General features: G+C 56.2%; 14 protein-coding genes and 1 riboswitch. Of the genes, 8 read left to right on the plus strand and 6 right to left on the minus strand.

Translation table 11 applies throughout. The features are described from left to right. Window positions 1-211: 211 nt before the first annotated feature. The 4 genes from ACTJJA_RS16515 (at window position 212) to ACTJJA_RS16530 (ending at window position 5,088) form a co-directional block, all read left to right on the plus strand. Window positions 212-769, plus strand: a complete 558-nt coding sequence (locus ACTJJA_RS16515; protein WP_440668698.1) for a fimbrial protein — start codon at window positions 212-214, stop codon at window positions 767-769. Window positions 770-842: 73 nt separating this feature from the next. Continuing rightward, window positions 843-3,281, plus strand: a complete 2,439-nt coding sequence (locus ACTJJA_RS16520) for a fimbria/pilus outer membrane usher protein (RefSeq protein ID WP_440668699.1) — start codon at window positions 843-845, stop codon at window positions 3,279-3,281. A gap of 6 nt (window positions 3,282-3,287) precedes the next feature. After that, complete coding sequence (locus ACTJJA_RS16525; protein ID WP_440668700.1) at window positions 3,288-4,028, plus strand: fimbrial biogenesis chaperone; 741 nt, start codon at window positions 3,288-3,290, stop codon at window positions 4,026-4,028. 1 nt (window position 4,029) lies between these two features. Next, window positions 4,030-5,088 (plus strand): type 1 fimbrial protein, encoded by a 1,059-nt coding sequence (locus ACTJJA_RS16530; protein ID WP_440668701.1) that lies wholly within the window; start codon window positions 4,030-4,032, stop codon window positions 5,086-5,088. A 44-nt stretch (window positions 5,089-5,132) separates the two neighbouring features. On the opposite strand, the gene ribB is transcribed toward ACTJJA_RS16530, so the two are convergent. Beyond that, window positions 5,133-5,786, minus strand: coding sequence for a 3,4-dihydroxy-2-butanone-4-phosphate synthase (gene ribB, locus ACTJJA_RS16535; RefSeq protein ID WP_023309208.1), 654 nt, complete (start codon window positions 5,784-5,786; stop codon window positions 5,133-5,135). A gap of 106 nt (window positions 5,787-5,892) precedes the next feature. Beyond that, window positions 5,893-6,043: riboswitch (FMN riboswitch) on the minus strand. A gap of 119 nt (window positions 6,044-6,162) precedes the next feature. On the opposite strand from ribB, the gene ubiK reads away from it, so the two are divergent. Further along, window positions 6,163-6,459, plus strand: coding sequence for a ubiquinone biosynthesis accessory factor UbiK (ubiK, locus tag ACTJJA_RS16540; protein ID WP_020689465.1), 297 nt, complete (start codon window positions 6,163-6,165; stop codon window positions 6,457-6,459). A gap of 115 nt (window positions 6,460-6,574) precedes the next feature. Here the strand turns inward: ubiK and hldE are convergent, their stop codons facing one another. Genes hldE through ACTJJA_RS16555 form a run of 3 tightly spaced genes read right to left on the minus strand, consistent with a single transcriptional unit; the run spans window position 6,575 to window position 12,224 of the window. Beyond that, window positions 6,575-8,005, minus strand: coding sequence for a bifunctional D-glycero-beta-D-manno-heptose-7-phosphate kinase/D-glycero-beta-D-manno-heptose 1-phosphate adenylyltransferase HldE (gene hldE / locus ACTJJA_RS16545; protein ID WP_010435676.1), 1,431 nt, complete (start codon window positions 8,003-8,005; stop codon window positions 6,575-6,577). Between the two features lie 40 nt (window positions 8,006-8,045). Beyond that, entirely contained in the window at window positions 8,046-10,904 is a 2,859-nt protein-coding gene (gene glnE / locus ACTJJA_RS16550; protein ID WP_440668783.1) for a bifunctional [glutamate--ammonia ligase]-adenylyl-L-tyrosine phosphorylase/[glutamate--ammonia-ligase] adenylyltransferase, read from the minus strand. 18 nt (window positions 10,905-10,922) lie between these two features. Then, entirely contained in the window at window positions 10,923-12,224 is a 1,302-nt protein-coding gene (locus ACTJJA_RS16555; RefSeq protein ID WP_440668702.1) for a CYTH domain-containing protein, read from the minus strand. 237 nt (window positions 12,225-12,461) lie between these two features. On the opposite strand from ACTJJA_RS16555, the gene ACTJJA_RS16560 reads away from it, so the two are divergent. Continuing rightward, the gene (locus ACTJJA_RS16560; RefSeq protein ID WP_010435686.1) at window positions 12,462-13,082 is read left to right on the plus strand and encodes a TIGR04211 family SH3 domain-containing protein; all 621 of its coding nucleotides are present in this window, start codon (window positions 12,462-12,464) and stop codon (window positions 13,080-13,082) included. A gap of 60 nt (window positions 13,083-13,142) precedes the next feature. Continuing rightward, window positions 13,143-14,384 carry a multifunctional CCA addition/repair protein gene (locus ACTJJA_RS16565; RefSeq protein WP_440668703.1) on the plus strand — a complete coding sequence of 414 codons (1,242 nt, stop codon included), beginning with the start codon at window positions 13,143-13,145 and terminating at the stop codon, window positions 14,382-14,384. A 13-nt stretch (window positions 14,385-14,397) separates the two neighbouring features. Here ACTJJA_RS16565 and bacA read toward each other — a convergent pair whose 3' ends face one another. Both bacA and folB read right to left on the minus strand, forming a co-directional pair. After that, complete coding sequence (gene bacA, locus ACTJJA_RS16570; RefSeq protein WP_010435693.1) at window positions 14,398-15,219, minus strand: undecaprenyl-diphosphate phosphatase; 822 nt, start codon at window positions 15,217-15,219, stop codon at window positions 14,398-14,400. A 106-nt stretch (window positions 15,220-15,325) separates the two neighbouring features. Next, on the minus strand, window positions 15,326-15,694 hold the full coding sequence (gene folB, locus ACTJJA_RS16575) for a bifunctional dihydroneopterin aldolase/7,8-dihydroneopterin epimerase (RefSeq protein WP_211446419.1): 369 nt from the start codon (window positions 15,692-15,694) through the stop codon (window positions 15,326-15,328). Window positions 15,695-15,801: 107 nt separating this feature from the next. On the opposite strand from folB, the gene plsY reads away from it, so the two are divergent. After that, a complete protein-coding gene (gene plsY, locus ACTJJA_RS16580; protein ID WP_010435699.1) occupies window positions 15,802-16,416 on the plus strand; it encodes a glycerol-3-phosphate 1-O-acyltransferase PlsY in 615 nt (204 codons plus the stop codon). Window positions 16,417-16,426: the final 10 nt, after the last annotated feature.

The raw sequence follows: 16,426 nt of genomic DNA on the forward strand, positions 1-16,426 counted from the left end.
CACCATTCCATTCGCAGTGTCGCTTTTTCGACACTGCTATTTTTTTCCTACCCTATTAACACCCCGCCTGTAATATTTAGCGAAATGATATTTAAACAATAAGTTAAACCAACTTTAAATATTTCTTAATAACACACAGTTACAATTTTATTTAATATAATCCTTCGTGTAATGGACTCATGTTTACTTAAAACTCACCTCAGGATTATCTATGCATATTAAATCAAAAACACTTTTAGCCTTGACCATAGCCTCTTTTATTACCGCTAACGCATTTGCTGCGGATCAAGGCTCCGGAAAAATTACCTTTAAAGGCGTTGTGATTGATGCGCCATGCAATATCGCGCCTGACAGTGTAGATAAAGAGGTCGATCTCGGTCAGATTACGACTGCAGTCATCAATGCCAACAAAAAATCAACGGCGGTTCCGGTTGATATCAATCTGGAAAACTGCCAGCTTGATCCTGCAGATGAAACTGCAACCCCTGTCACCAAAGTGGACGTGACCTTCAGCAGCACCGCTACCGACACAACCGACACCAGCCTGATGAGCAACACCTATGCGGGCGGCGCACAGAACGTTGGCGTCCGTCTGCTGAATAACGCAGAGTCCCCAATCACCCTTGGCTCCGCTGAAACGGTTGATCTGTCAGCAGGCTCCGCCACGCAGACGCTGCATTTCAAAGCGCAGATGGAAGTGGCCAATGGTAAAACAGCAACGGCCGGCCAGGTTGAATCTACCGCGAATTACGTCCTGCTGTATAAATAAGCACACACCGTTAGATCTATTTCGGCTGGCAATATATTTGCCAGCCATTGCCGTAATTTTATTTGAGAGCTGAATGATGAAATACAGTTCACTATGGATCATCATCGCAGGCTTTCTTACGCCCCTTCCTCTGCTTGCCGTTGAATTTAACATTAATGCCATCGATAAAGATCAACGCAGCAATATTGATTTATCACAATTCAAAGATAAAAGCCGTGTTGCTCCGGGAAACTATTTCGTTACCGTTTCAATAAATAAGACCCCGCTTGCTAACGGCTGGCAGTTGGCCTGGCAAAAAAAAGATGACACTACGGAAGTCTGCATTCCGGCAGATCTGGCGGATGCGTTCGGTCTGGACGATAAGTTCCGCAGCATGCTTACGGAAAACGCGGGCTGCGTCGATTTTTCCGCGCTGCCTCAGATTCATTTCGAGTTTTTCCAGGCGACCCAAACGCTTGAGGTCACCCTCCCTCAGGCCTGGCTGCAGTATCGCGCCACGAACTGGATGCCGCCCGCCACCTGGGACAACGGTATCGCTGGCCTACTGCTGGACTACAATCTTTTCGCCAGCCGCTATCAGCCTGATGACGGTTCAGACAGTGAAAACCTCAATACCTACGGCACCGCCGGGGCTAACCTGGGAGCCTGGCGCCTGCGCGGGGATTATCAGTACGCGTTCACGCGGACGGAAGAGGGCTCTCAGAGCGAGGGGCGTTTGTCCCGGGCTTACCTGTTTCGTCCTCTGCCCGCACTGAGGTCAAAGCTGACGCTGGGTGAATCTGATTTCCAGTCTGATATTTTCGACGGTTTTTCCTATACGGGGGCTTCGCTCATCAGCGACGAACGCATGCTGCCGTGGTCGCTGCGCGGTTATGCCCCTCAAGTCTCCGGCATCGCGCAAACCAACGCGACCGTGACGGTCAGTCAGGCTGGCAGGATCATTTATCAGACCAAGGTTCCGCCCGGTCCGTTCGTTATTCAGGATATTAATCAATCGGTACAGGGCACGCTGGACGTCAACGTCACGGAAGAAGACGGCCGCATAAGCACCTTCCAGGTTTCTGCTGCTTCAGTCCCCTTCCTGACCCGAAAAGGTCAGATTCGCTATAAGATAGCGGGCGGTAAAGCCCGTCAGGACAGCTCGCACCATGTTGAAAACGAGGCCTTTTTAAGCAGCGAATTCTCTTGGGGGATGTTGTCCCAAACCTCCCTTTACGGCGGCGTGCTGAACAGCGGTAGTGACTACCGTGCGCTGGCGGCAGGGGTTGGACAAAACCTGACATGGCTTGGCGCGCTGTCGTTTGATGTCACTCAGGCCACCAGCCAGTGGGTCGGTGAAGTTAAACAGACCGGATACAGCTACCGAATCAACTACGGCAAGCGTTTCGATACCACCGGAAGCCAGCTCACGCTTGCCAGCTACCGCTACTCCGACAGCCGCTTTCTGAGCTATACCCGTTTTCTTGAAAAAGACCGGGATAGCGCAGAAACGGAAAAACAAACGCTCAGCATTACGGCGAGTCAGTACATACCCGCGCTGTCGCTGAATCTGTACCTCGGCATGCTGCGCCAGACGTGGTGGGAAAGAGCCCCTTCCACCACCGGAACACTCACGGCAGGATACAACTTCGACCTTGGCCGCTGGAAAAACCTCGGCGTGACGGCCTCGTGGAGCAAAACACATTATCAGGATCAGCGCGATGACACGCAGGTTTACCTCTCTCTGAGCGTCCCCCTCGATCCCGATCACCGACTCAATTATGACCTGAGAAACAGTGACACTACGCGTCAAACGCTCTCCTGGTATGACGCCTCAGACAGCGACAATACCTGGGGGATCTCCGCAGGTACCGAGAGCGAGAAAACTGATGCTGGCGCGCAGGTCAGCGCGAACTATCAGCATTATGCCGCGACGGGAGACCTGAACCTGTCGGGAAGTTACAAGGCCAATGAATACCGTTCAGTCAGCGCGAGCTGGAATGGCTCGTTCACCGCAACCGCCCACGGCGCGTCGCTTCATCGCCGGAGCTACGGCAACGAACCGCGCGTTATGGTCAGCACGGAGGGCGTCGGCAATATACCGCTGAACATGTCCCGCGATGCCACCAACACGTTTGGCATTGGCGTATTGCCTTCTTTTTCGAGCTATTTACCCGCCAGCGTGCAGGTCAATTTGAACTCGCTGCCAGAGGGGGTCGATGTCGATAACCGCGTCATTCGCTCCACCTGGACCGAGGGCGCAATCGGTTATCGGCTGATTGCCTCCCGTCAGGGTCAGGATATTGCCGGGATCGTGCGTACCGCCAGCGGCACGCCGCCGCTCGGCGCACAGGTGCGCGAGCAGGATTCCGGCAAAGAGGTGGGCATCGTCGCTCAGGACGGGCATCTCTGGCTGGGCGCGGTAAAAGCGGAACAACACTTTACGGTCACGTGGGGAGGCGATCGGCAGTGTCATTTCTCTCTGCCAGCCTCTCTGGAAAACACCACGCAGCTGATGCTGCCCTGCCAGTAAATGATCATGATGAAACCACACGCGTATTTAACAGCACTTCTTTTTTGCTACGCCAGCGCCTCACAGGCGGCGATTAACCTGGACAGGACGCGCATCGTCTTTCCCGAAAGCGATAAAGCCAGCAGCCTGACCGTCGAAAACCAGAGCAAGTCCCTCCCCTACCTTGCCCTCGCCTGGGTGGAAAATCAGGAAGGCCGCAAAGAGGAACACCATTTTATGGTCCTGCCGCCCATTCAACGCATTGAACCCGGCACCTCGTCACAGGTGCGGATCGTGAAGCAGGCCGCGACGCAACAGTTGCCCAAGGACCGCGAAACCTTGTTCTTCTTTAATTTGCGCGAAGTTCCCCCCAAAAGTGCCAATCTGAAAGAGGCGCGCAGCGTTATGCAGGTCGCCATGCAGAGCCGCATCAAACTGTTCTGGCGTCCGGAAGCCATCCGCAAAGCGCCGGGTGTGGAGACGGAAATGCAGCTGGCGGTGACGCTCTCAGGCCAAACCCTGCACCTTAAAAACCCTACGCCCTATTACATTACGCTGGCGTGGCTGAGCAATAACGGAAAAACGATGATGCCCGGCTTCGACAGCCTGATGATCGGCCCGTTTGCGACCAGTACCCTGACGCTGAGTGAATCAGAAGGATCGGGCTATAGCCTGGGTTATATTGATGATTATGGTGCGCTACGCAAGGTCAATCTACGCTGTTCCGGCTCATCTCCATGTACGCTGACGCCGCGTAAGGCAGGATAAGATGCGAGCTCTCGTTAAGCTATTCTGGCTGATACTGCTGATGTTGCCGCTTAAGCAGGCCCTGGCCCTGAACTGTTACCTTGCCTCGCAAAACGGTCCGGTCGAGCAAACCCAAACGGTGTCTGAATTTTCGATCCCCAGCAATGCAACGGTTGGGCAAAAGATCTGGGAATCCAGCGACATCAAGATCCCGGTTTACTGCGACAGGAATACCGCCTCAAATCATGAGAATGAAGATGTGTTCGCCTGGGTGAACCCTTATCCGTCAGCGTCGGATCCTTACTACGAACTGGGTGTAACTTACGAAGGCGCAGATTACGATGCCATCGGACAAACCTACGGCGTTGATACCCGTCAGTGTCTGGATAACAACAGCCTGAGCAATTATACGGCTGAACAGATAAGAGCGATGGGCTGGGAGAACTACGTCTGTTCAGGCAATCCATCGGATGTCCATACCTCCCGAACGTTTGCGGCGCGCTTCAGACTCTACGTTAAGCTCAAAGCGATACCGCCTCAGGGTTACGTCAGTACGCTGGGGGATTACATCGTCGTACAGTTTGACGGCAAAGGCGGCGTAAATGCCCTTTGGGATGCGAAAAACCTCAAATATCATATCAACGGACTGGAGAACATCAAGGTGCTGGACTGCGGGGCAACGTTCAGTATTTATCCTGAAAATCAGGAGATTGATTTTGGTACCTTCAGCGCGCGGGATATTGTGAATCAGGGAACGCGCACGCGAACCTTCACGGTGAAAACGAGCAAAGTGCAGGACGCGCAGTGTTCAGACGGGTTTAAGATCGACTCGTCGTTCTATACCGATAACGAACTCACGGCCAATGACACGGCACTTCTGATCGGTAATGGTTTAAAGCTGCGTATTTTGAACGGGACACAGCCCTATACCTTCAATCAGTATGACGAGTATGCTGATTTTACCGGTTCGGTGCTGCAGCTCGAGACCGCTTACACCGCCGAGCTTTCACACGCCGAAGGGTTGGGTATTGACTCAGGTCCTTTTGAAACCGTCGTGCTGTTCAAAATCAACTATCACTAGAAACAAAAAAGCCGGGTTTCCCCGGCTTTTTCACATCAGCAATCTCAGCTGGCTTTGCGCTCGTGCGCCTGACGATACTCGACCAGATCTTCAATCGTCACCACCGGCATGTTGTGCAGACGCGCAAAGGTGATGCACTCCGGCGCGCGCGCCATGGTGCCATCATCGTTGGTCAGTTCACACAGTACACCAGCAGGTTTGAAGCCTGCCAGCGTCACCAGGTCGATAGTCGCTTCGGTGTGGCCGCCACGGGTCAAAACGCCGCCCGCCTGCGCACGCAGTGGGAAGACGTGGCCTGGACGATGCAGATCGGATGGCTTCGCACCGTCTGCAATCGCTGCACGTACGGTGGTCAGACGGTCAGCCGCAGACACACCGGTGGTCACGCCATGCGCCGCTTCAATGGTCACGGTAAAACCGGTACCAAAGGCGCTGGTGTTGTTTTCGACCATCATCGGCAGGTCAAGCTGCTTACGACGGTCTTCGTTAATACACAGGCATACGATGCCGCTACCGTGACGGATGGTCAGCGCCATCTGTTCAACGGTCATGTTTTCGGCGGCGAAAATCATATCGCCTTCGTTTTCACGGTTTTCATCGTCAAGCACCATCACACCGCGGCCTTCGCGCAGTGCATCCAGTGCATGTTCAACACGTTGAGTTGAAGTGCCAAAAGAGGAAAGTAGCGTCTGATTCATGGTAAAAAAACCTCATTAACATTATGGTTACCAGAATCAGGGCAGTCTTAGGAGCGCCGTACAAGCGGCAAAAAGATAACGTGAGCGGGCCCATGCCCGACTGGATCGTTACTCTCTCCCATCCGGACTCTAACCGTCGGCCCCGGAATTACACCGGATCTGCTGACCTTTGAGTATTCACCCAAAGCGCTCGCGGGCTTTCAGCGTTAAGCTGATTTACCGCCGGTGGGGAATTTCGCCCCGCCCTGAGAATAAGCGAGATAACTATAACGCTATTGATTATCCTGGGCAATGCATAAGCATCAAACAATTTTGTTTACCCCGGGGATGACGCGCTACAATGGACACTAACATCTTTCCATCAAGGGAAACGACAATGATTGACCCAAAGAAAATTGAGCAAATTGCGCGTCAGGTTCACGAGTCCATGCCAAAAGGCATTCGTGAATTTGGTGATGACGTTGAGAAGAAAATCCGCCAGACGCTGCAGGCACAGTTAGTTCGCCTTGATTTAGTGAGCCGCGAAGAGTTTGACGTGCAGACGCAAGTTCTGCTGCGCACCCGCGAAAAGCTGGCGCTGCTGGAACAGCGTTTGACCGAGCTGGAAAACCGCAATACCCCGGAAGAAGTGAAGCCGGCACCGGCGATTCCACCGGTGGATGACCAGGAGTAAGTGCGGCCTGTTGTGCCCGGTGGCGGCTACGCCTTACCGGGCCTACATGAATGCGCAGGTCGGGTAAGGCGCAGCCGCCACCCGACATAAAAAAACGGGCCAAATGGCCCGTTTTTTACTGACTGTCTTTTTGGATCTTCTTAATGATGTTGGTGGTTGAACACCCGTCCTCAAAGTTGAGCACCATCACTTCACCGCCGTTGGCCCAGACCTCTTCGCTCCCCGCGATTTGCTCCGGTTTGTAATCCCCGCCTTTCACCAGCAGGTCCGGCAGAATACCGGCAATCAGGCGCTGCGGCGTGTCTTCTTCAAACGACACCACCCAGTCCACGGCTTCCAGCGCGCCGAGCACGATCATACGCTGCTCCAGCGGGTTCACCGGACGCGTTTCACCCTTCAGGCGTTTCGTCGACGCATCGCTGTTGACCGCCACAATCAGGCGATCGCCCAGCTTGCGTGCATTTGCCAGATACGAAACGTGGCCCGCGTGCAGGATGTCGAACACGCCGTTGGTCATCACCACTTTTTCACCACGCTTACGCGCCGCGGCAACGGCCACCTTCAGCTCGTCTTCGCTCATGACGCCAAAACCGGTATCGGCACGACCGCGCACGGCGTTTTCCAGCTCGATAGGCGAAACGGTAGACGTCCCGAGCTTACCGACCACCACGCCCGCCGCCGCGTTCGCAAAGTAGCACGCTTCTTCGAGGGAATTACCCGCCGCCAGCGTCGCCGCCAGCACGCCAATCACCGTATCACCGGCACCGGTTACGTCGTACACTTCTTGCGCCTGGGTTGGCATATGCAGCGGCGCTTTGCCCGGCTGCAGCAGCGTCATCCCCTGCTCGGAGCGGGTCACCAGCAGCGCGGACAGTTCAAAGTCAGCAATGATCTTCATGCCGCGCTCAACCAGTTCCTCCTCGGTTTTGCACTTGCCCGCCACCGCTTCAAACTCGGAGAGGTTTGGCGTCAGCAGCGTCGCGCCGCGATAGCGCTCAAAATCGGTTCCTTTCGGGTCGATCAGCACCGGCACGTTGGCTTTACGCGCCAGCTTAATCATCGTCTGTACGCTTGCCAGCGCACCTTTCGCATAGTCGGACAGCACCAGCGCGCCAATATTGTCCAGCGCCTGGTTGATACGCTCGTGCAGCGGCTCAGGATCGACGCCCTCAAAACCTTCTTCAAAGTCGAGGCGGATCAGCTGCTGGTTGCGCGACAGCACGCGCAGCTTGGTGATGGTCGGGTGGGTCGGAACAGAAACGAAATCGCACTTCACGTTCACGTCCGCCAGCGACTTGCTCAACGCGCGCGCCGCATCGTCGATGCCGGTCAGGCCCACCAGACGCGAATGCGCGCCCAGAGAGGCTATGTTCATCGCCACGTTTGCCGCGCCGCCGGGACGCTCTTCAATGGTGTCGACCTTAACCACCGGTACCGGTGCTTCCGGAGAGATGCGGCTGGTCGGGCCGTACCAGTAGCGATCCAGCATCACATCCCCAACAACCATTACCCCAGCACGTTCAAACTCTGGCAGTGTTACTTTCATTCCTGACTCCAGAAAGATTCACAATTTGCGCGCGATAATATCACACTTGATTTTTTACGCACGGTTCCACCAGCCACTTCTGCCAGCTGGCCGTTACCTGAGCGCGTTCAGCGATGAAACAGTCCAGCGCCACGTGCCCCGGCTGCTCCTGCAAGGCCAGGTGATGCAGCTCGTCGCGCAGCGTGGTGTAGGCGCGGGTTAAGGCCTGCGCCTCCTGCTCGTCCATAATGTCGTTTTGCGCCAACAGTTCCAGAATGCGCACGTTATCCGACCAGCGCGTCAGCTTCGGCTTGTCGTGCGCGTGCAGCAGCACCAGATACTGGGTAATAAACTCAATATCGGTAATCCCGCCCTCGTCGGCTTTAATATCAAAGCGATCGCGATGCTTATTGCCTAAGTGCGCACGCATTTTCTCGCGCATTTCGCGCACTTCGGTCTGCAACGTACTGCCTTCACGCGGGGTGGTCATGACCTCTTTGCGGATGACGTCAAACTGCGTTTTGAGCTGCGGATCGCCATACACCACGCGGGCGCGCACCAGCGCCTGATGCTCCCACGTCCAGGCCTCATTCTTCTGGTAATCGGCGAAGGATTCCGTTGAGGTCACCAGCATGCCCGCCGCGCCTGACGGACGCAGACGCGCATCCACTTCATACAAAATACCCGACGAGGTGCGGGTACTGAACAGGTGCATGATGCGCTGCGCCAGACGCAGGTAGAACTGGCGCCCGTCAATTTCACGCTCGCCGTCGGTCATCACGTCAACCGGGCAATCGTGCAGGAAAATAAGATCGAGATCAGAACTGTATCCCAGCTCCCAGCCGCCAAGCTTACCGTAGCCCACCACCGCGAAGCCACGCCCCTCGCGGTCGGCCAGGTGTTTCGGCTGGCCGTAGCGCGCCACCATCTGCACCCACGCCTGATGCACTACCGCGTCGATAATCGCTTCCGCAAGCCAGGTTAAGTGATCGCTCACTTTCATCACCGGCAGCGTTCCGGCGATATCCGCCGCCGCCACGCGCAGCATCTGCGCCTGCTTAAACTGGCGAAGCGCCTCAAGCTGTTGCTCTTCATCTTCTTCCGGCACGCGCAGCAGATACTGACGCAGCTCGTCGCGGTAGGCATCCGTCGCCGTGGGCTGATACAGCGTGTTCGGGTCGAGCAGCTCATCCAGCAGCAGCGGGTAACGTGCCAGCTTGTTCGCCACCATCGGCGACGCGGCACAGAGGGAAATCAGATGCTTGAGCGCCCCCGGAAACTCGCTCAGGAGCTCCAGATAGGTGGTACGCGTGATAATCCCGCTCAGCAGCGGCATCATGCGCGACAGCGGCACCGGCGCGTCCGCCCGCGAGCAGACCTCGCTCAGCAGGTGCGGCATCAGGTGATCCAGCACCTGACGACCGCGCGGGCCAATGGCGCGTTTGTTCAGTTCGAGACGGAAATCCGCGATCAGCGCCACCACGCGATGGCGCGCGTCGTCGGTTAAGTGCGTCAGCACCGGCGTGGTGTCATCTTCCTGAAGCGCGTCCTGCCACAGCTCGCGCCAGTGTTCGGAGAGCGCATCGTCCTGCGACTCACTTTCGTCATCACCGATCAGGTCGTTAAAGATGCGGCGCACGCCTGCCATATGGGCATCGAGCCGTTCGGTCAGCATTGACCAGTCTTGCACGCGCATTCCCCAGGCCAGACGCGCCCGGTTCAGGTCGTCGCCCGGCAGGGTCTGGGTCTGTTCGTCATTGATACTTTGCAGCAGATTTTCCAGACGGCGCAGGAACAGATAGGCCTCGCGCAGGGTTTGCGCGTCGCCTTCCGGCAGCAGGTGCAGCTGCTCGATGGCGCTCAGCGTCGGCAACAGCGAGCGGGACTGCAGCGATGGCTCGCGCCCGCCGCGAATAAGCTGGAAGACTTGCACGATAAATTCAATTTCGCGAATGCCGCCCGCGCCGAGCTTGATGTTGTCCTTCAGACCGCGACGGCGCACCTCGCGGGCGATCATCCCTTTCATATTACGCAGGGACTGGATCACGCTGAAGTCGATATAGCGACGGAACACGAACGGGCGCAGCATGGCGCGCAGCTCGTTGGCGTAAGCGTCGTCGCTGTCGCCCATGATCCGCGCTTTGACCATCGCGTAGCGCTCCCAGTCGCGCCCCTGCTCCTGGTAGTAATCTTCCAGCGCGGCAAAGCTCAGCACCAGCGGGCCGCTGTCGCCAAACGGACGCAGGCGCATGTCCACGCGGTAGACAAAACCGTCCTGCGTGGGCTGGTCCAGCGCCTTAATCAGACGCTGGCCGAGGCGGGTAAAGAACTGGGCGTTGTCCAGCTCGCGTCGGCCGCCGCGCGTGGAGCCGTTCTCGGGCCAGGCAAAAATCAGGTCGATGTCGGAGGAGAAGTTCAGCTCACAGCCGCCGAGCTTGCCCATTCCCAGAATCAACAGCGGCTGAGGAACCCCTTCCTCGCTGCACGGCGTACCCCACTCTTTACAGCAGGCGGCGTAGAGCCAGTCGCGCGCGGCGACAATCAGCGTTTGCGCCAGCTCGCTTAGCTGCTGCAAGGTGCTCTCTTCGCTTACCAGCGCCAGGGACTGCGCCCAGGCGATACGCACCATGACCCGACGTCGGAACTGGCGCAGCACGCGCATCAGCGTCACCTCATCCGCTACATCTTCGAGTGCGGTTTGCAGCCAGCCGGCATAATGTCGCCACTCGTCCGCCTGTGGCGGTGCGTTCTCAAGCTCTGCCAGCCAGTCCGGGTTGGCGGCGATACTTTCCTGCACAAAATCACTGAAGGCGAGCACGCGCTTTGCCTGCTCGCTTAACGATGAGGCCGGTAATGACTCGGGCAGACGTTCGCAAACGGTCTGCCACTGCTGCTGTAATTGCGAAGAAAGCGGCATTATTGGGGTTCCTTGCCAGAGTTAACGTTTTCCGCTGTGCAGCCAGAACGGCTCCTGCGAAATGGCCTCGTTACGGAAATGCTCAATCTCAATATGCTGGCGGGTTTCAATGGCGTGTTTCAGCCCCTGCCAGTTCTCCAGCCAGGCCTGCGCCTTCACGCCGTCATAGGCACCGGACAGCAGCACCATGCTGTCGATATTACGCGAAAGACGGGGAAGCTGATCGCCATACTGATCGCCCAGCGGGTAGGCAAACGTGGTCTTCAGTTCGGCGGCATGGCGGGAAAGATGAATATCCGCGAAACGTTTGAAGTTTTCCGCGATTTTGGTTTGCGCTTTTGCATCCAGGAAAGAACGCCAGCCGCGCGTCACCAGAAACTCGGTCAGCGCCAGTTTTGCCGTGGCGGTTTGCGGGCTGTAGATCGCCGTTTGCGCGGATACGTCCGAGAGCATCAGCGCTTCGGTTTGCGTCAGCAGATCGCGTAAGTGAGCACTCGCTTTGCGAGGAACGATACCGCCGAACAACGCAAGGGTATGACGCACTAGGGCAACAGCCGCCAGCACGTGGGATTTCGCGTTTTTCACATTACGCACCCACAGCTCTTCGTGGTACTGCCACTGGGAAAGCGCCAGCTCCAGCGCGGCTTCCAGACCCTGTTCAACGCTGGCTTTCGGCGCAACGTGCAAAATGGTCGTCTCTTTCAGCACGCGCGGCGCATTCCCCGCCGCCAGGTGGTAGCCGCGCGCGGCTTTGCTCAGGCTTCCCTGCCGCAGTCCAGACTGGTTCACCAGCTTGCGAGCCAGTTTCAGCACGTCGTTGGCGTCACCTTCCAGCAGTTCAAGCTCCAGTTCGCAAATCGGTTCCTGGAACTCCCCCGCCTTCACCTCGCCCAGATCGAGGGCGATTTCAATGCGGCTTTTGCCTTCCGTCACCAGCCATTTCTCGCGCCAGAAATCGGTGCTGAACAGCGGCTGTACTTCTGCGGATAAGGTTGCCGGGAGTTTGCCTTCCGGCCAGACCTCAGCCGGAAAACGTTCAAGCTCAAGTTCTGGCTTATTGATGTCGATATTGTATTCCGGACGCTGGTGCAAACCGCCCACCACGCGACCGGCAATTTTCATCGTCATCTCGTAGCGCCCGCTCGCGCCACGGATGCGCAGGCCCATATCGTGACGACGCAGCCAGTTATCCGGCGTTTCGTAATAGATATTAAGCAGTTGTACCGGTTCATGGTGTTCGCCGGAAAGCGTGTGCAGATGCTGACGGAGCGCGTCAACGCTGTCTTTTTCGACGATAAACTTTAATTCGATTTCTTGTGCCATAGCCTTGTACTTTTGCCTGCGTCACAGACGCGTCGATGAAGGCGAACTTCCTCGCCATTTGTTTGTCAGTACATAGTATTTTGCGCCAAATTGCCACGCAATGAGCAATTTGACGGGCGTAAAAGTTTGAAGAGGTGGAAATCACGACACAGATGATTCCGATTGATGACGAATCCTTTGCGTAGAGACACTGATACCACTACTATCGTTCCACTATTTATGAAAATAACGACTGATATGCTTAAATTACGCCTGATTGGACTTACTTTACTCGCTTTTAGCGCCGCAACCGCGGTCCACGCTGAAGAGAAGCGTTACGTTTCTGATGAACTGAACACCTGGGTACGCAGTGGCCCTGGGGACAATTATCGCCTCGTGGGCACGGTAAATGCCGGCGAGGAAGTGGTTCTGTTACAAACCAATGCAGACACCAACTACGGTCAGGTACGCGACAGTTCCGGTCGCACCTCCTGGATCCCGCTGAAAGAGCTGAGCAACGTGCCAAGCCTGCGCACCCGCGTACCGGACCTGGAAAACCAGGTGAAAACCCTGACCGATAAGCTGACCAACATCGATAACACCTGGAACCAGCGCACGGCAGAAATGCAGCAGAAAGTGGCCCAGAGCGATGGTGTGATAAACGGTTTGAAGGAAGAGAACCAGAAGCTGAAAAACGAGCTGATTGTCGCGCAGAAGAAAGTGAATGCCGCCAACCTGCAGCTTGATGACAAACAGCGCACCATCATCATGCAGTGGTTCATGTATGGCGGCGGCGTGCTGGGCGTCGGTCTGGTGCTGGGTCTGGTGCTGCCAATGCTGATCCCAAGCCGTAAGCGCAAAGACCGCTGGATGAACTAACTCGTCTTCTCTGCCACACTTACGTATTATCTTGCGAAAAGAGAAAACGGGAGCGTTGGTGTGAAGAGTTATCTGGTCGGTGGTGCGGTACGTGATGCGTTGTTAGGTCTGCCGGTCAAAGATAAAGACTGGGTGGTGGTGGGTGCCACCCCCGAAGAGATGCTCGACGCGGGCTACCAGCAGGTAGGCCGCGATTTTCCCGTTTTTCTTCATCCTAAAAGCCGCGAAGAGTACGCCCTGGCGCGTACCGAACGAAAATCCGGCTCTGGCTATACCGGCTTTACCTGCTACGCCGCCCCGGATGTGACGCTGGAGCAGGATCTGCTGCGCCGCGATCTCACCATCAACGCCCTTGCGCAGGACGAGCACGGCCAGATCATTGATGCCTACGGCGGTCAGGACGATCTGCGCGACCGTCTTTTACGTCACGTTTCCCCGGCTTTTTCTGAAGATCCGCTCCGCGTGCTGCGCGTGGCACGTTTCGCCGCGCGTTATGCGCATCTCAGTTTCCGTATCGCTGATGAAACCATGGCGCTGATGACCGCGATGACCGAAGCGGGCGAACTGGAACACCTCACGCCAGAACGCGTCTGGAAAGAGACGGAAAACGCCCTCACGACCCGCAACCCGCAGGTCTTTTTCCAGGTGCTGCGCGACTGTGGCGCGCTGAAAGTACTGTTCCCGGAAATCGACGTGCTGTTTGGCGTCCCCGCCCCGGCGAAATGGCACCCGGAAATTGATACCGGTATTCATACCCTGATGACGCTCAGCATGGCCGCCATGCTCAGCCCGGACGTGGACGTGCGTTTTTCCACTCTGTGCCACGATCTCGGCAAAGGGTTAACGCCGAAGGAGTTCTGGCCGCGCCACCACGGGCACGGCCCGGCTGGAGTTAAGCTGGTCGAGGGGCTGTGTCAGCGCCTGCGCGTGCCAAATGAGATCCGCGACCTGGCAAAACTGGTGGCAGAGTTCCACGATCTCATCCATACCTTCCCGATCCTGAAACCGGCCACCATCGTTAAGCTGTTCGATAATATCGACGCCTGGCGTAAACCCCAGCGCGTGGAGCAGATCGCCCTGACCAGCGAAGCCGACGTGCGCGGTCGCACCGGGTTTGAGGCGTGCGATTACCCACAAGGCCGTTTGCTGCGCGAAGCCTGGGACGTGGCGAAAGCCGTACCCACGAAAGATGTTGTTGAAGCAGGATTCAAAGGACCGGAAATTCGGGAAGAGTTGACGAAACGCAGGATAGAAGCCGTTGCGGCATGGAAGGAAAAGCGTTGCCCTCAGCCAAAAGACTGAGGGCCGTTGGTCATCAGAAGAAGACCACGTACACCGCAGCCGCGACGATAAAGCGGTAGATCGCGAACGGAATGAACGAGATACGCTTGATCAGCTGCAGGAAAGTTTTGATGGCGATCAGCGCCACGATAAAGGCGGTGATGAAGCCCACGGCGAACATCGGAATGTCGCCAGCCGTCAGGAAGTGATAGCTCTTATAGACGTCGAGTACGGTAGCGCCCATCATCATCGGCACCGCCAGCAGGAATGAAAATTCCGACGCGGCATAACGGCTCACACCCATCAGCATACCACCAGAAATGGTCGCCCCTGAACGCGAGAAGCCCGGCCACAGCGCCAGACACTGGAAGCAACCAATGATAAACGCCTGACGGTAGGTCATATCATCCAGACCTTCCGCACGCGGGGTTTTAGGTTTCAGCACTTCTGCTGCAATCAGCAGGAAACCGCCGACCACCAGCGCATACATCACGTTAATCGGGTTAAACAGCGATTTGATGGTGTCGTGGAATACCAGCCCCAGCACGACCGCCGGGACCATGCCGAGCAGAATGTGAATCAGCGTCAGACGGCCCTTGCCTTCCCCTTCACGCTGCGGCAAACGTCCAAAGTGGATGCCGATCAGGCCAAACAGACGACGCCAGAACATCACCACAACCGCCAGAATAGAACCCAGCTGAATCACCACTTCGAACGTCTTTGCGGTATCGCCCTCAAAGCCCAGCAGATGGCCGACGATAATCATATGGCCCGTACTGGAAACCGGCAAAAACTCCGTCAATCCTTCGACCACACCCAGTATTGCCGCCACCAGCAGCGAGTGCATATCGCTCATCTATAAACCCCTAAAAAGATATAAAAAAACGGTGTCCCACGTGGACAACCGTGAAAGATACAGCTTTATGACCGGTATAACCTAAAATGGTTTAGCGATTATGACGTTAAATCTTTGCTTTCAGATTATTGCCACGCTCGATAATCACGCCTACGTTGGCGGCGCGGGCTACCGCACCCGGTTTGCTTAACTTGATGCGTACCCATGGTGAGTTAAATTTGGTCAGCAGCAGCTCCGCCACCTCTTCCGCCACGCGTTCCACCAGCGCGAAACGCTGCCCTTCCACGTGCCCCACGACCGCATCACTGATGTCGGCATAGCTCAGACAGTCATTCACATCGTCGCTTTTTGCCGACGCGCGGTTATCCCAGCCCATTTCGATATCGAACACCAGCTTCTGCTCGATGGTCTGTTCCCAGTCGTAAACACCAATAGTGGTGATTACCGAAAGTTGCTCTATAAATACAATATCCATCACGACCTGCCTGCTTTTTGGCTAAACCGGATACCACTTCCGGCGAATTATGCGTATTATCCACAGATGCTGAGAATACAGATACATTTTCAAAACGGAACAGCGTTATGAGTGCAATCGCGCCTGGAATGATTATCCTCGCCTACCTTTGCGGCTCAATCTCCAGCGCCATTCTGGTCTGCCGCATCGCCGGGTTACCTGACCCGCGCGAAAGTGGTTCCGGGAATCCGGGGGCGACCAATGTACTACGAATTGGCGGCAAGGGAGCAGCCGTAGCGGTTTTGATTTTTGATGTTCTGAAAGGGATGCTACCCGTCTGGGGCGCGTATGCGCTGGGCGTCACGCCGTTCTGGCTCGGTCTTATCGCCATCGCCGCCTGCGTCGGCCATATCTGGCCCGTTTTCTTTGGTTTTAAAGGCGGAAAAGGCGTTGCGACGGCCTTCGGTGCGATTGCACCTATCGGCTGGGATCTCACCGGCGTAATGGCCGGGACCTGGCTGCTCACCATTCTTCTGAGCGGCTACTCGTCGCTGGGCGCGATCGTCAGCGCGCTGATTGCCCCGTTCTACGTCTGGTGGTTTAAACCCCAGTTCACCTTCCCGGTGTCGATGCTCTCCTGCCTGATCCTGCTGCGCCATCACGACAACATTCAGCGCCTGTGGCGTCGTCAGGAAACCAAGATTTGGACGAAGCTCAAGCGTAAGAAGAAAGACGCTAAATAAAGCGTTCGTT

Source organism: Enterobacter sp. 22452, assembly GCF_052045065.1.
GTDB classification, from domain to species: domain Bacteria; phylum Pseudomonadota; class Gammaproteobacteria; order Enterobacterales; family Enterobacteriaceae; genus Enterobacter; species Enterobacter mori.

Excerpts from the sequence above, each read along its gene's own strand:
- ACTJJA_RS16515 (WP_440668698.1), top strand. The coding sequence starts at position 212 with ATGCATATTAAATCAAAAACACTTTTAGCCTTGACCATAGCCTCTTTT.
- ACTJJA_RS16520 (WP_440668699.1), top strand. The coding sequence starts at position 843 with ATGATGAAATACAGTTCACTATGGATCATCATCGCAGGCTTTCTTACG.
- ACTJJA_RS16525 (WP_440668700.1), top strand. The coding sequence starts at position 3,288 with ATGATGAAACCACACGCGTATTTAACAGCACTTCTTTTTTGCTACGCC.
- ACTJJA_RS16530 (WP_440668701.1), top strand. The coding sequence starts at position 4,030 with ATGCGAGCTCTCGTTAAGCTATTCTGGCTGATACTGCTGATGTTGCCG.
- ribB (WP_023309208.1), bottom strand. The coding sequence starts at position 5,786 with ATGAATCAGACGCTACTTTCCTCTTTTGGCACTTCAACTCAACGTGTT.
- ubiK (WP_020689465.1), top strand. The coding sequence starts at position 6,163 with ATGATTGACCCAAAGAAAATTGAGCAAATTGCGCGTCAGGTTCACGAG.
- hldE (WP_010435676.1), bottom strand. The coding sequence starts at position 8,005 with ATGAAAGTAACACTGCCAGAGTTTGAACGTGCTGGGGTAATGGTTGTT.
- ACTJJA_RS16555 (WP_440668702.1), bottom strand. The coding sequence starts at position 12,224 with ATGGCACAAGAAATCGAATTAAAGTTTATCGTCGAAAAAGACAGCGTT.
- ACTJJA_RS16560 (WP_010435686.1), top strand. The coding sequence starts at position 12,462 with ATGCTTAAATTACGCCTGATTGGACTTACTTTACTCGCTTTTAGCGCC.
- bacA (WP_010435693.1), bottom strand. The coding sequence starts at position 15,219 with ATGAGCGATATGCACTCGCTGCTGGTGGCGGCAATACTGGGTGTGGTC.
- folB (WP_211446419.1), bottom strand. The coding sequence starts at position 15,694 with ATGGATATTGTATTTATAGAGCAACTTTCGGTAATCACCACTATTGGT.
- plsY (WP_010435699.1), top strand. The coding sequence starts at position 15,802 with ATGAGTGCAATCGCGCCTGGAATGATTATCCTCGCCTACCTTTGCGGC.